This window comes from Pseudomonas sp. PB3P13 (assembly GCF_054897735.1).
This window is the reverse complement of the sequence record NZ_CM142702.1, coordinates 4,970,023-4,983,297: the sequence shown is the minus strand read 5'-3', so window position 1 is coordinate 4,983,297 and position 13,275 is coordinate 4,970,023. Positions and strand designations below refer to the sequence as shown.

Here is a 13,275-nt window from a genome sequence, read left to right as displayed (position 1 = left end):
CATCAGTTTCAACAAGTTGCGCACATTCGGCGGGGATCACGCTGTGGATAACCTTGGGAAGGAATTACGCAGGCCACGGCAGACGTGGCCTGTAAACGTTTGTACGTTTTCTGATCAGCTGCGACGGCGCAGACTTATCCACGCATCAACGCTATAAATCGCCAACCCCGCCCAAATAAACATGAACGCCACCAGTGTGCTGGACGACAAATGCTCATCGAAAAGAAGAACAGCCTGCAGCAGCACCAGCGTCGGCGCGATGTATTGCAGGAATCCCAATGTCGTGTAGGGCAAATGCCGTGCAGCGGCGTTGAAACACACCAGAGGCACTAGCGTCACGGGGCCGGCGGCAACCAGCCACCAAGCCTCGGAGGTGCTCCAGAATTCGGCTTGAGCACTGCTGGCGCCGGGATTGAACAACAACCAGGCAACGGCAATCGGCACCAGCATCCAGGTTTCCACCACCAGGCCGGGCAGGGCTTTGACCGGCGCCTGTTTGCGAATCAGCCCATAGAAACCGAACGTCAGCGCCAGCACCAGCGAGACCCACGGCAGGCTGCCGACTTGCCAGACTTGCTGCGCGACACCTATCGCCGCCAGGCCCACTGCGATCCACTGCATACGCCGCAGCCGCTCACCCAGAATCAGCATGCCGAGCAACACGTTCACCAGCGGATTGATGTAGTAGCCGAGACTGGCTTCGAGCATGCGACCGTTGTTGACCGACCAGACGTAGGTCAGCCAGTTGGCTGCGATCAACGTACCGCTCAGCGCCAGAACCGCCAGCCGCCTGGGGTTTTCACGCAGCTCGCGCCACCAGCCCGGATGTTTCCAGACCATCAGCAGCAAGCCCCCGAACAACGCGGACCAGAGCACCCGGTGGATGATGATTTCCACGGCGGGAACGTTGGCGATGGCTTTGAAGTAGAGCGGGAAAAGTCCCCAGATAATGTAGGCACTCAGGCCCAGAATGTACCCGCGACGCGGGTTGGCGGCTTGCATGCGGAATCCTTGCATAGGCAGCTAACAAAGAGGGGATTGTAAGGGGATTTGTCGGCGAATGTCCCGCCTGATCAGGTCGGGCAGTTGTGAACACAATACCTGTGGGAGCGAGCCTGCTTGCGAAAGCGGTTTGTCAGTCGACGTCTCTGTTGAATGAAAGTCCGTCTTCGCGAGCAGGCTCGCTCCCACAAAGGATTTGGGTGTGTCAAAACAATTTCAGGGGTTCTTCGTTGAGAGCAGCCAACTGCTCGCGCAACGCCAGGACCTGATCGCCCCAATAACGCTCGGTACCAAACCACGGAAAGCTGTGCGGGAACGCCGGGTCGTCCCAGCGGCGGGCGAGCCAGGCGCTGTAGTGCATCAGGCGCAAAGCGCGCAGCGGCTCGATCAGCGCGAGTTCGCGTGGATCGAAATCATGAAACTCGTTGTAGCCGTCCATCAATTCCGACAACTGCCCCAGACATTCCTGACGGTCGCCGGCGAGCATCATCCAGATGTCTTGCACCGCAGGGCCCATGCGGCAGTCGTCGAGGTCGACGATGTGGAACATTTCGTCGCGGCACATCATGTTGCCGGGGTGGCAATCACCGTGCATGCGAATATTCTGGTGCGGCGTTGCCCTGTAGACCTCTTCGACCCGCTTGAGCAGGTCGCGGGCCACCGACTCGTAAGCGGGCAGCAGGCTTTTCGGGATGAAGTTGCCTTCGAGCAACGTTGTCAGCGAGTCGTGCCCGAAATTCTTCACGCCCAGCGCTTCGCGGTGTTCGAAAGGCTTTGTCGAACCCATCGCATGAAAACGTCCCAGCAATTGGCCGAGGCGATACAGCTGATCGAGGTTGCCAGGTTCCGGCGCCCGGCCGCCGCGGCGCGGAAACAGGGTGAAACGGAAACCGTTGTGTTCGTGCAGGCTGGCGCCGTTGTGAATCATCGGCGCGACGACGGGCACGTCGCACTCGGCCAGCTCAAAGGTAAATTGGTGTTCTTCGAGAATCGCTTCGTTGGTCCATCGCTGCGGGCGATAGAACTTGGCGATCAGCGGCTCGGAGTCTTCGATGCCGACCTGGTAGACGCGATTCTCGTAGCTGTTGAGCGCCAGAATGCGCGCGTCGCTGAGAAATCCGATGCTTTCGACGGCATCGAGCACGAGGTCGGGGGTGAGCGTTGCAAACGGGTGGGCCATGCTGACTCCTGCGCGCAGCAGGCTGCCGCGTCCGGCCAAGCATGGTAGCGCAGACTGCCGAAGATAGGTGGTGACTGTGGGATCGTTCCCATGCAGAACGTGAGAACGATCATGAACAGGTGGTGACTGTTCTGACGCCATCGCGGGCAAGCCACGCTCCCACAGGGTCTTGCGGTGTGCTCGTTATTGCGACGTACCGCAACCCTCTGTGGGAGCGTGTGGTGCGGCATCCCGACTTGCCCGCGAAGAGGCCCTGTCAAGCGCCTACTATTCCACCATCTTCACGCGTAATCGCCATCACCGAAGACCGCGGCTTACCGTTCGGCAAATGCTCCGGGAATGTCGAGCCGCCATTCTCCCCGGGATGCTGGATACCGACGAACAAGGTTTTCTGATCCGGTGAAAACGCGATGCCTGTCACTTCGCAACCCACCGGCCCCACCATGAACCGCCGGATTTCACCGGTAACCGGATCTGCGCAAAGCATCTGGTTGTTGCCCATGCCCGCATAATCCCCGGCATTGCTTGAGTCGCCATCTGTCTGGATCCACAAGCGCCCGGCCTTGTCGAAACTCAAGCCGTCGGGGCTGTTGAACATGTTCTGCGCGGTGATGTTGGACGAGCCGGCCTTTGGTGTGCCCGCGTGCACGGCGGGATTGCCGGCAACCACAAACAGGTCCCAGGCAAAAGTGCTTGAACCGTGGTCGTCGCGCTCGGTACGCCAGCGCAAAATCTGCCCGTAGACGTTTTTCTCGCGTGGGTTGGGGCCGCCTACCGGCTGGCCATCCTCGCCGCGTTTGACGTTGTTGGTCAGTGTGCAATACACCTGGCCATCCTGCGGACTGACGACAATCCATTCCGGACGATCCATGCGCGTAGCTTTTGCCACAGTGGCGGCGAGACGTGCATGGATCAGCACTTCGGCCTGATCGGCGAAACCGCTGCTGGCGTCGATGCCATTTTTACCGTGGGTCAGTTCGATCCATTCACCGTGGCCCTTTGGATGATCGGCATTGCTGTCGCCGGCGTCGAAGCGCGCGACATACAAAGTGCCATGGTCGAGTAAGTCGTGGTTGGCCTTGGCATTTTTGTGATTGATTTTGTCGCGGCTGACAAATTTGTAAATAAACTCGCCACGCTCGTCATCGCCCATGTACACCACGGCGTGCCCGTCAGCGGTTTCGGTCAGGGCGGCGTTCTCATGTTTGAAACGACCCAGTGCCGTGCGCTTGACGGGCGTCGATTGCGGATCGAACGGGTCAATCTCGACGATCCAGCCATGTCGGTTAAGTTCGTTGGGATTCTTCGCCAGATCGAAGCGCTCGTCGTGCTGATGCCAGTTGATCTCTTTGCTGGCGGCCACCACGCCGTAGCGCTTCTGCGCGGCATCGAATTTTTGCTCGGCGTTATTGCTGCCAAAACAATCGGTGAAGTTCTCTTCGCACGTCAGGTAAGTGCCCCACGGCGTCATGCCGTTGGCACAGTTCTGGAACGTGCCCAGCACGGTTTTGCCGTCGGGATCAGCGCTGGTTTTCATCAGCGCATGACCCGCGGCCGGGCCGCTCAGCTGGATCGGCGCATTGCCGTGAATTCGCCGGTTGTAGCGCGAGCCCTGAACGAAATGCCATTGGTTGTCTTTACGCTGGACCTCAATCACCGACACGCCTTCACAGGCCAGCGCCTTGTGCACCTCGTCGGCCGATTGCGGCATGCCGCCATGCGGGTAGAGATAGCGATAGTTGGTGTATTCGTTGTTGATCGCCATCAGCGCCCGGTCTTTCTCGCCCGGGAATTCGAACAGACTCATGCCGTCGTTGTTATCGCCGAACTGCATTTCCTGTTGCGCCGCTGTGCCGTTGCCAGTCGGGTCGAAGGCTGGACCGTCCTTGTGCAGCGGCTGTCCCCAACTGATCAGTACCGAGGATTGGTAGCCCGGCGGCAGGGTAATGGCGTCGCGGGTGGTGGCGGGGATGCCGGCGAAACCCAGCAGTTTGCTCGAACCCGCGCTGACGCTGTCGGCGAGCACGCTGCGGCTCAGCAGGTTGCCACCGAAAAACATGGCGGCACCGCAGAGTGCGCCGGCGCTAATGAAGCCACGGCGGCTGAGGCCGACCATGTTTTCGAGATCGGTGGATTGGTTTTCTTCTAATAGGCTCACATCAGGCTCCCTGCAGTTTTGCAGTCACCATAGAGAGCAACGATGAAGTTTTTGTTGCAGTCGTTTCACCGCGGTTTCTACAGATTCAGGTATGGCGAATTACAGCGGTGTGCCCAGCAGGACATTGGACGGCGCGAATTGCACCCGCACCGGTTTATCGGCTGCCAGATTGAGAGCGCGCAGATGCAACGGCTCCGCCAGCGCGCACAATGTCTGGCCGTTGGGCAGGCCGATGCGCACTTCGCTGGGGCCGTCTTCGGCTTCGAGAATTTCTTCGATCATGCCGGTCAGGTCGTTGTGTCCCGGCGTCACCACGTCGTCAATCGCCAGCAGGTCAAGCCATCCGGCCTTGATCAGTGCCACCACTTCAATGCCCGGTTCAAGCTCCAGACGCAGCGTGCTGTCGTGAGTGATCTGGGCGTCCAGCGTCAGGCCAGCCGCCAGTTCGAGCCGGATCAGGTCATTGCGACCCTGGCTGCCGATCGCGACCACCTTGCCGTGTAATTGATTGCGCGCACTGGTTCTGAGCATCAGGCGCCCGAGCAAGTCGAGGTCGCTGGCGTCTTCCGCCGCTTCCAGCACCTGCGCCTGCAGGGTTTGCAGTTTTTGATACAGGCGCAACACCCGCTCGCCTTCGCTGGAAAGTCTGGCGCCACCGCCGCCCTTGCCACCGACGCTGCGTTGCACCAACGGTTTCTGCGCGAGGTTGTTCAGTTCGGCGATGGCGTCCCACGCGGCTTTGTAACTCAGGCCCGCGCTTTTCGCCGCACGGGTGATCGAGCCCTGTTCGGCGATGTGTTGCAGCAACGCGATGCGTTGCGGGCGACGGACGATGTGCTGGGACAACAACGTGGGCAGGGACATGGCGAGAAGCTTGGGTGATGGCGATGCTCGGGACGTTGGCTGCTGCAAGCCTGGACGTCAAGCAATGTCGCCTGGCTTGGGAGTACGCGCCAAGCAGTAAACGTCGACCCGCGCCGCGCCAGCCTCCATCAACAGTCGAGCCAATGCATGAGCCGTCGCTCCCGTGGTCAGCACATCGTCCACCAGCGCCAGATGAAGGCCCGCTACCTGCGCACCGGGCGCGAGGGCGAAAGCGTTTCGCAGGTTTTTTTTACGCGCTTGGGCGTTCAGGTCCTGCTGGGCGCTGGTGTCCTGAATCCTCAACAGGATTTTTTCATCACAGGGAATGTCGAGCCCTGCACTCAGCCATCGGGCGAGCATGGCGGCTTGATTGAAGCCACGCTGGCGCAGACGTTTTGCGGCCAATGGAACCGGGAGCAACGCGTCGGGCCGATCCATGTCTTCTTCAAAGCGATGGCGCAGGTACTGAGCATGAAGTTCACCGAGCAGCCTTCCAAAGGGCCAGCGTGCACTGTGTTTGAACCGGGTAATGAGGGTGTCGAGGGGAAAGCCGTAGGTCCATGGCACCGCCACCTGTTCGAACGCCGGCGGTTGTTTGAGGCACTGACCGCACGTCAGCCCCGCCGACGGTAATGGTAACGCGCAGGTCCGGCAGTGCTCGCCCAGCCAGGGCAGGTCGGTTTCGCACGCCATGCAGATCGGCGTAGCGTCATCGGCCACTTCGTTGCATAGCAAACAGTGCTGTTTGGTTTTTAACCAGATGTAAACCTGTCCTTCGTATTGTGGTTGACAGCGCATGGCTCTTCCTTAAATATGCCGAACATCCGTGTCGCGCCTGTGGGTATTCACATCCCGGTCGCCTGCCAAGCATAAAACAAAGGAAATACCCATGAGCGCCAGCACCGCTGCAACTTTGCGTCATGATTGGTCTTTGGCCGAAGTCAAAGCACTGTTCGTGCAGCCATTCAATGACCTGTTGTTCCAGGCGCAGACGGTACACCGCGCGCATTTCGACGCCAATCGTGTTCAGGTTTCCACGCTGCTTTCGATCAAAACCGGCGCTTGCCCGGAAGATTGCAAATATTGTCCGCAGTCCGGTCACTACAACACCGGGCTGGAAAAAGAGAAGTTGTTGGAAGTGCAAAAGGTCCTCGAAGAGGCCGCACGCGCCAAAGCCATCGGCGCCACCCGTTTCTGCATGGGCGCGGCGTGGAAGCATCCGTCGGCCAAAGACATGCCTTACGTGCTGGAGATGGTCAAAGGCGTGAAAGCCATGGGTCTGGAAACCTGCATGACCCTGGGGCGTCTGGATCAGGACCAGACCGAAGCGCTGGCCAACGCCGGGCTCGACTACTACAACCACAACCTCGACACCTCGCCGGAGTTCTACGCCAGCATCATCACCACTCGCACCTACAGCGAGCGTCTGCAGACGTTGGCCTACGTGCGTGAGTCCGGGATGAAGATCTGCTCGGGCGGTATCCTTGGCATGGGCGAGTCGCTGGATGATCGTGCAAACCTGCTGATCCAGTTGGCCAACCTGCCGGAGCATCCGGAATCGGTGCCGATCAACATGCTGGTGAAAGTCGCCGGGACGCCGCTGGAAAATGCCGAGGACATTGACCCGTTCGACTTCATCCGCATGCTTGCGGTGGCGCGCATCCTGATGCCGCAGTCCCATGTGCGCCTGTCCGCTGGGCGCGAAGCGATGAACGAGCAGATGCAGGCCTTGGCGTTCTTCGCCGGCGCCAACTCGATTTTCTACGGCGACAAATTGCTGACCACCGCCAACCCGCAGGCCGACAAGGACATGCAACTGTTTTCGCGCCTGGGCATCCTGCCGGAGGCGCGTGAAGAGCATGCGGATGAAGTGCACCAGGCGGCGATCGAGCAGGCGTTGGTGGAACACAAGAGCAGCGAGCAGTTTTATAACGCGGCTGTTTGAGCGCCTGACCTCCTGGAGGAATGCAAAGCCCTGTGGGAGCGAGCTTGCTCGCGATGACGGAGTGACATTCAACATCGATGTTGACTGAACCGGCGCCATCGCGAGCAAGCTCGCTCCCACAGGGTGCGCATTCATGTTGCTTGATGTGAACTGACCACGAGGCCTGCATGTCCTTCGATCTCGCCGCACGCCTTGCCGCTCGCCGTGCCGACAAGCTTTACCGCCAACGGCCATTACTCGACAGCCCTCAAGGCCCGGAGGTGGTGGTCGATGGCCAGCCGTTGCTGGCGTTCTGTAACAACGATTACCTCGGTCTGGCCAATCACCCGCAAGTGATTGAAGCCTGGCGCGCCGGGGCGTCCCGGTGGGGCGTTGGCGGTGGCGCTTCGCACCTGGTGATTGGCCACAGCACGCCGCATCACGAGCTCGAAGAAGCGTTGGCCGACCTGACGGGACGCCCGCGCGCCTTGCTGTTCACCACGGGCTACATGGCCAACCTCGGCGCCGTCACCGCGTTGGCTGGGCAGGGCGATACGGTGCTCGAAGACCGGCTCAATCATGCTTCACTGCTGGACGCGGGTCTGCTCTCCGGCGCCCGTTTCAACCGGTATCTGCACAACGACGCGGCAAGTCTGGCCACGCGTCTCGAGAAGGCCACCGGCAACACGCTGGTGGTGACCGACGGTGTGTTCAGCATGGACGGCGACATCGCCAACCTTCCCGCGCTGGTGCGCGAAGCCAAGGCCAAAGGTGCGTGGCTGATGGTTGACGATGCCCACGGTTTTGGACCGCTGGGCGCTAATGGTGGCGGGATCGTCGAGCATTTCGGCATGAGCCAGGACGATGTGCCGGTGCTGGTCGGTACGCTGGGCAAAGCGTTCGGTACCGCCGGCGCGTTTGTCGCTGGCAGCGAAGAGCTGATCGAAAGCCTGATCCAGTTTGCCCGTCCGTACATTTACACCACCAGCCAACCGCCGGCGCTGGCTTGCGCCACGCTGAAAAGCCTCCAATTGCTGCGTAGCGAACACTGGCGGCGGGAACATTTGCAGACCTTGATTCGTCAGTTCCGCCACGGCGCCGAGCAGATCGGTCTTGAACTGATGGACAGTTTCACGCCGATCCAGCCGATCATGGTCGGCGACGCCGGACGCGCTGTTCGGCTGTCGCAAATGCTGCGCGAACGCGGCTTGATGGTCACCGCCATCCGTCCGCCCACCGTGCCTGCGGGCAGTGCGCGTTTGCGCGTGACCTTGACCGCCGCGCACAGCGAAGCTCAGGTGCAGCTATTGTTAGAGGGACTTGCCGACTGTTTCCAACAACTGGGCCCGGAGCCAACCCATGCGTGATCGCCTGATTCTGCTACCCGGTTGGGGTCTCGGCATTTCGCCGCTGGAGCCCTTGTCAGCGGCGCTGCAAGGACTGGACGAGCGCCTGCGCGTCGAGATCGAGCCGCTTCCGGAGCTGGAATCCAGCCATCTGGAAGAGTGGCTCGACGAACTCGATGCGACCGTGCCGCAGGACACCTGGCTCGGTGGCTGGTCCTTCGGCGGCATGCTCGCCTCGGCGCTGGCGGCGCGGCGCGGCGATCGGTGCTGCGGCGTGCTGACGCTCGCGAGCAATCCCTGTTTTATTGCCCATGAGCAGTGGCCGAGCGCAATGTCGGGGGAAACCTTCGACGCGTTTCTGGCCGGTTGCACGACCGATTCGCGCATGACGTTGAAACGTTTCGCACTGCTTTGCACTCAAGGCGCCGAAGACCCGCGCGGGTTGTCGCGACTGTTGCTGGGCGGCGCACCGCATACGAGTGACGCGGTGCTCATGAGCGGTCTTGAAGTGCTTGCACAACTGGATACCCGTCAGGCGCTGCAAGCGTTTCGCGGTCCGCAACTGCACTTGTTCGCCGGGCTCGACGCGCTCGTTCCGGCAGAGGCCGCCAGTGAGTTGCTGGCGTTGTTACCCGATGTTGAAATCGGCCTGATCGAACAGGCCAGCCACGCGTTTCTTCTGGAAGACCCTCACGGTGTAGCGGGGGCGATTCAGGCTTTTTTACATGAGTTTGGTGATGACTGATTTAACCCTTCGCAACGTGCCGGGAGGCTTGCCGGACAAACGTCAGGTCGCGGCCTCCTTTTCCCGTGCAGCGGCGAGTTATGACAGCGTCGCCCAATTGCAGCGCGACGTCGGCAACGAGTTGCTGAGGCGTTTGCCAACCGGATTCGTCCCCGAGCGCTGGCTGGATCTGGGGTGCGGCACAGGCTTTTTCAGTCGCGCATTGGCTCGGCGTTTCCCTGCGGGACATGGCGTTGCGCTCGACATTGCCGAGGGCATGCTGGATCACGCTCGACCGTTAGGCGGTGCCAACGATTTTATCGCCGGGGATGCCGAGCGCTTGCCGCTGCAGGCGTCGACTTGCGATTTGATCTTCTCCAGTCTCGCCGTGCAGTGGTGCGCGGACTTCGCCGCGGTGCTCAGCGAAGCTCATCGGGTGCTGAAGCCTGGCGGAATTTTCGCATTTGCCAGTCTGGCCGTGGGCACCCTGACGGAACTGCGCGACAGTTGGCGTCAGGTCGATGGTCTGGTACACGTCAATCGCTTTCGGGAGTTCGGGGTTTATCAACAGCTGTGCGCCCACAGCGGTTTGCGGATATCGAGCCTGCAAACCCGTCCGCACGTGCTGCATTACCCGGATGTGCGCAGCCTGACCCACGAACTCAAGGCGCTCGGGGCGCATAACCTGAATCCCGGTCGACCGGGCGGTTTGACCGGGCGTGCGCGAATCCTCGGTCTGGTTGGGGCTTATGAGCGGTTCCGTCAGACCCAAGGTCTGCCCGCGACTTATCAAGTGGTGTACGCCGTTTTGGAGAAACCCCAATGAGCGCAGCCTATTTCATCACCGGTACGGACACCGATGTTGGCAAGACCACCGTGGCGGCGGGGTTACTGCACGCCGCGCGGTCAGCCGGCCTGAGTACAGCGGCGGGCAAACCGGTGGCCTCCGGGTGCACGGTCACGCCCAAGGGGTTGCGCAATGCCGATGCGCTGGCGCTGTTGGCGGAGTGCTCGATGCCGTTGACCTATGCGCAAGTCAATCCGCTGGCGTTCGAGCCGGCCATCGCGCCGCACCTGGCCGCGCGCGAAGCCGGAGTGGCGTTGACGGTGCAGTCTTTGCTCACTCCGATGTGGCAGATTCTGGACATGCAGGCGGATTTCACCTTGATTGAAGGCGCGGGTGGCTGGCGCGTGCCGCTGGCGGATCAGGACAATCTGTCGGATCTTGCCATCGCGCTGAAGCTGCCGGTGATCCTGGTGGTCGGCGTGCGTCTTGGCTGCATCAGCCATGCGCTGTTGACCGCCGAGGCGATTGCCCGAGACGGTCTGCCATTGGCGGGGTGGGTGGCCAATATCATCGACGCGAAAACATCGAGGCTCGAAGAAAATCTCGCCACGCTCGCCGAGCGAATGCCCGCGCCGTGTCTTGGACGAGTGCCAAAACTCAAATGGGTAACGGCCGAGGCGGCTGCCGAACATCTACAACTGGATTTGCTGGACTAGGCTTTCACTATGACAAGGCACAGTGCCATTAGTGTTTTTGTCGGGCCTTTTGCGGTCGAGTCTGCTTCAATGACCGCTTGTTGATCCCTCAAAGGACGCGATCTCCCATGGAAATCTCAGGTAACACCGCTTTTTATGCCGGTCTGAGCACCATTCAGACTGGGCAGAACCGTGTTGATCAGGCTGCCGGGCAGGTCGCCAATACTACGATCGAGCGTTCGGTGAGCAGCCAGTCTTCGCAATCCCAGGTTGATCGTCTGCGGTCAGTGGATCGCGCTCAGCAGTCGGACACCGCCACCAGCATGGTCGAGATGGCTCAAGGCAAATTTCAGGTTGAAGCGGGGGTCCGGGTGGCCAAGGCTTCCGACGAAATGCTCGGCACGCTGATCGATACGTTCGCTTGATCGCCCGCTGAATTTTCATGCGCCACGCCGCGCCAGTTCGCGGCGTTTTTCTGCGTAAGTCCTTCTCGCTCAACTAATCTTCTCCCTACGACCTTGCCGCTCATCGAGCGGCGTGGCGTGCTTGTACGCGGGTGAAAAGCTAGCCGTTATGACGAACGGCAAAAGATCGGCGCTTGACAAGATTTGGGCGTAAACGTATGTTTCAAACAACTGTTTGACCGTCAAAACAATTCAACGCGGTCGTTCATCCCCGGTTACATCAGCAGAGGTTTATCGCTATGCCTGACTACAAGGCCCCCTTGCGTGATATTCGCTTCGTTCGTGACGAACTGCTCGGTTACGAAGCGCACTATCAGAGCCTTCCGGCTTGTGCAGACGCAACTCCGGACATGGTTGACGCCATTCTCGAAGAAGGCGCCAAGTTTTGTGAGCAGGTATTGGCTCCGCTGAACCGCGTGGGTGACACCGAAGGCTGCACCTGGAGCGAGTCCGGCGTGAAGACGCCAACCGGTTTCAAAGAAGCCTACAAGCAATTCGTTGAAGGCGGCTGGCCGAGCCTGGCGCACGACATCGAACACGGCGGCCAAGGCTTGCCAGAGTCGCTGGGCCTGGCCGTCAGCGAAATGGTTGGCGAGGCCAACTGGTCGTGGGGCATGTACCCGGGCCTGTCGCATGGCGCGATGAACACCATTTCCGAGCACGGCACGCCTGAGCAGCAAGAGGCTTACCTGACCAAACTGGTTTCCGGCGAATGGACCGGCACCATGTGCCTGACCGAACCACACTGCGGCACCGACCTGGGGATGCTGCGCACCAAGGCCGAACCTCAGGCCGACGGTTCCTATAAAGTCTCCGGCACCAAGATCTTCATCTCGGCCGGTGAACACGACATGGCCGACAACATCGTCCACATCGTTTTGGCCCGTCTGCCGGATGCACCGGCTGGTACCAAAGGCATCTCGCTGTTCATCGTGCCCAAGTTCATGCCGAACGCTGACGGTTCGATCGGTGCGCGTAACGCGGTGACCTGCGGTTCCCTGGAACACAAGATGGGCATCCACGGCAACGCCACTTGCGTGATGAATTTCGACGCGGCCACCGGTTATCTGATCGGCCCGGCGAACAAGGGCCTGAACTGCATGTTCACCTTCATGAACACCGCGCGTCTGGGTACTGCGTTGCAAGGTCTGGCGCACGCCGAGATCGGTTTCCAGGGTGGTCTGAAATACGCTCGTGATCGTCTGCAAATGCGCTCGTTGACTGGCCCGAAAGCGCCGGAAAAAGCTGCCGACCCGATCATCGTTCACCCTGATGTACGTCGCATGCTGTTGACGATGAAAGCCTTCGCCGAAGGTAACCGTGCGATGGTTTATTTCACGGCCAAGCAAGTCGATATCGTCAAGTACGGTGTGGACGAAGAAGAGAAGAAAAAAGCCGACGCACTGCTGGCGTTCATGACGCCGATTGCCAAAGCTTTCATGACCGAAGTCGGTTTCGAATCCGCCAACCACGGCGTGCAAATCTACGGCGGTCACGGCTTCATCGCCGAGTGGGGCATGGAGCAAAACGTTCGCGACAGCCGCATTTCGATGTTGTACGAAGGCACCACCGGTATCCAGGCACTCGACCTGCTGGGCCGTAAAGTGCTGATGACTCAAGGTGAGGCCCTGAAAGGCTTTACCAAGATCGTCCACAAGTTCTGCCAGACCAACGAAGGCAACGAGGCGGTTCAAGAGTTCGTCGCACCGCTGGCTGCGCTGAACAAGGAGTGGGGCGAGTTGACCATGAAGGTCGGCATGGCCGCCATGAAAGACCGCGAAGAAGTCGGCGCGGCATCGGTGGACTATTTGATGTACTCCGGTTACGCCTGCCTGGCCTACTTCTGGGCAGACATGGCGCGCCTGGCGGCAGAAAAACTGGCGGCCGGCACCTCGGAAGAGGCGTTCTACACGGCCAAGTTGCAGACAGCGCGCTTCTACTTCCAGCGCATCCTGCCGCGCACCCGCACTCACGTTGCGACCATGCTGTCGGGCGCTGGTAACCTGATGGACATGAAAGAAGAGGACTTCGCGCTGGGTTACTAAGACCCGCGCAGGAGCCTGATTGAGCCGCTGCTTTCCCGGAAGCAGCGGCTTTTTTGTGCGTGATGTCCCGTCCTGAATAAGGTTTA

The 13,275-nt window shown here is 60.3% G+C and carries 12 protein-coding genes; 7 read left to right on the top strand and 5 right to left on the bottom strand.

All coding sequences use genetic code 11. The features are described 5' to 3' along the window. Positions 1-114: 114 nt before the first annotated feature. The 5 genes from rarD to ACYZT1_RS23010 all read right to left on the bottom strand — a co-directional run bounded on the left by rarD (position 115) and on the right by ACYZT1_RS23010 (position 6,002). Positions 115-1,002: an EamA family transporter RarD gene (gene rarD, locus ACYZT1_RS23030; protein WP_462016833.1), complete on the bottom strand. Its 888-nt coding sequence runs from the start codon at positions 1,000-1,002 to the stop codon at positions 115-117. 205 nt (positions 1,003-1,207) lie between these two features. After that, complete coding sequence (locus ACYZT1_RS23025) at positions 1,208-2,182, bottom strand: serine/threonine protein kinase (protein WP_462016832.1); 975 nt, start codon at positions 2,180-2,182, stop codon at positions 1,208-1,210. A gap of 256 nt (positions 2,183-2,438) precedes the next feature. Continuing rightward, a complete protein-coding gene (locus ACYZT1_RS23020; RefSeq protein WP_462016831.1) occupies positions 2,439-4,340 on the bottom strand; it encodes a PhoX family protein in 1,902 nt (633 codons plus the stop codon). Between the two features lie 99 nt (positions 4,341-4,439). Continuing rightward, positions 4,440-5,204 (bottom strand): TOBE domain-containing protein, encoded by a 765-nt coding sequence (locus ACYZT1_RS23015; protein WP_462016830.1) that lies wholly within the window; start codon positions 5,202-5,204, stop codon positions 4,440-4,442. A gap of 57 nt (positions 5,205-5,261) precedes the next feature. Continuing rightward, positions 5,262-6,002 carry a ComF family protein gene (locus ACYZT1_RS23010; RefSeq protein WP_462016829.1) on the bottom strand — a complete coding sequence of 247 codons (741 nt, stop codon included), beginning with the start codon at positions 6,000-6,002 and terminating at the stop codon, positions 5,262-5,264. Between the two features lie 91 nt (positions 6,003-6,093). Between ACYZT1_RS23010 and bioB the strand changes: the two genes are divergently transcribed. The 7 genes from bioB to ACYZT1_RS22975 all read left to right on the top strand — a co-directional run bounded on the left by bioB (position 6,094) and on the right by ACYZT1_RS22975 (position 13,189). After that, a complete protein-coding gene (gene bioB, locus ACYZT1_RS23005; protein WP_462016828.1) occupies positions 6,094-7,149 on the top strand; it encodes a biotin synthase BioB in 1,056 nt (351 codons plus the stop codon). Positions 7,150-7,316: 167 nt separating this feature from the next. Next, a complete protein-coding gene (gene bioF, locus ACYZT1_RS23000; protein WP_462016827.1) occupies positions 7,317-8,495 on the top strand; it encodes an 8-amino-7-oxononanoate synthase in 1,179 nt (392 codons plus the stop codon). Then, positions 8,488-9,219, top strand: coding sequence for an alpha/beta fold hydrolase (locus ACYZT1_RS22995; RefSeq protein WP_462016826.1), 732 nt, complete (start codon positions 8,488-8,490; stop codon positions 9,217-9,219). The genes bioF and ACYZT1_RS22995 overlap by 8 nt, the downstream gene beginning before the upstream one ends. Then, positions 9,212-10,024, top strand: coding sequence for a malonyl-ACP O-methyltransferase BioC (gene bioC / locus ACYZT1_RS22990; RefSeq protein WP_462016825.1), 813 nt, complete (start codon positions 9,212-9,214; stop codon positions 10,022-10,024). The genes ACYZT1_RS22995 and bioC overlap by 8 nt, the downstream gene beginning before the upstream one ends. After that, on the top strand, positions 10,021-10,701 hold the full coding sequence (bioD, locus tag ACYZT1_RS22985) for a dethiobiotin synthase (RefSeq protein ID WP_462016824.1): 681 nt from the start codon (positions 10,021-10,023) through the stop codon (positions 10,699-10,701). Before bioC ends, bioD begins: the two co-directional genes overlap by 4 nt. Positions 10,702-10,808: 107 nt before the next feature. After that, the gene (locus tag ACYZT1_RS22980) at positions 10,809-11,105 is read left to right on the top strand and encodes a pyrroloquinoline quinone biosynthesis protein PqqE (protein ID WP_462016823.1); all 297 of its coding nucleotides are present in this window, start codon (positions 10,809-10,811) and stop codon (positions 11,103-11,105) included. 278 nt (positions 11,106-11,383) lie between these two features. Then, a complete protein-coding gene (locus ACYZT1_RS22975; RefSeq protein WP_028619909.1) occupies positions 11,384-13,189 on the top strand; it encodes a phenylacyl-CoA dehydrogenase in 1,806 nt (601 codons plus the stop codon). Positions 13,190-13,275 lie beyond the last annotated feature (86 nt).

What these genes read in the sequence shown, in the direction of transcription:
- rarD (WP_462016833.1), bottom strand. Translation starts at nt 1,002, where the DNA reads ATGCAAGCCGCCAACCCGCGTCGCGGGTACATTCTGGGCCTGAGTGCC.
- ACYZT1_RS23025 (WP_462016832.1), bottom strand. Translation starts at nt 2,182, where the DNA reads ATGGCCCACCCGTTTGCAACGCTCACCCCCGACCTCGTGCTCGATGCC.
- ACYZT1_RS23015 (WP_462016830.1), bottom strand. Translation starts at nt 5,204, where the DNA reads ATGTCCCTGCCCACGTTGTTGTCCCAGCACATCGTCCGTCGCCCGCAA.
- ACYZT1_RS23010 (WP_462016829.1), bottom strand. Translation starts at nt 6,002, where the DNA reads ATGCGCTGTCAACCACAATACGAAGGACAGGTTTACATCTGGTTAAAA.
- bioB (WP_462016828.1), top strand. Translation starts at nt 6,094, where the DNA reads ATGAGCGCCAGCACCGCTGCAACTTTGCGTCATGATTGGTCTTTGGCC.
- bioF (WP_462016827.1), top strand. Translation starts at nt 7,317, where the DNA reads ATGTCCTTCGATCTCGCCGCACGCCTTGCCGCTCGCCGTGCCGACAAG.
- ACYZT1_RS22995 (WP_462016826.1), top strand. Translation starts at nt 8,488, where the DNA reads ATGCGTGATCGCCTGATTCTGCTACCCGGTTGGGGTCTCGGCATTTCG.
- bioC (WP_462016825.1), top strand. Translation starts at nt 9,212, where the DNA reads ATGACTGATTTAACCCTTCGCAACGTGCCGGGAGGCTTGCCGGACAAA.
- bioD (WP_462016824.1), top strand. Translation starts at nt 10,021, where the DNA reads ATGAGCGCAGCCTATTTCATCACCGGTACGGACACCGATGTTGGCAAG.
- ACYZT1_RS22980 (WP_462016823.1), top strand. Translation starts at nt 10,809, where the DNA reads ATGGAAATCTCAGGTAACACCGCTTTTTATGCCGGTCTGAGCACCATT.
- ACYZT1_RS22975 (WP_028619909.1), top strand. Translation starts at nt 11,384, where the DNA reads ATGCCTGACTACAAGGCCCCCTTGCGTGATATTCGCTTCGTTCGTGAC.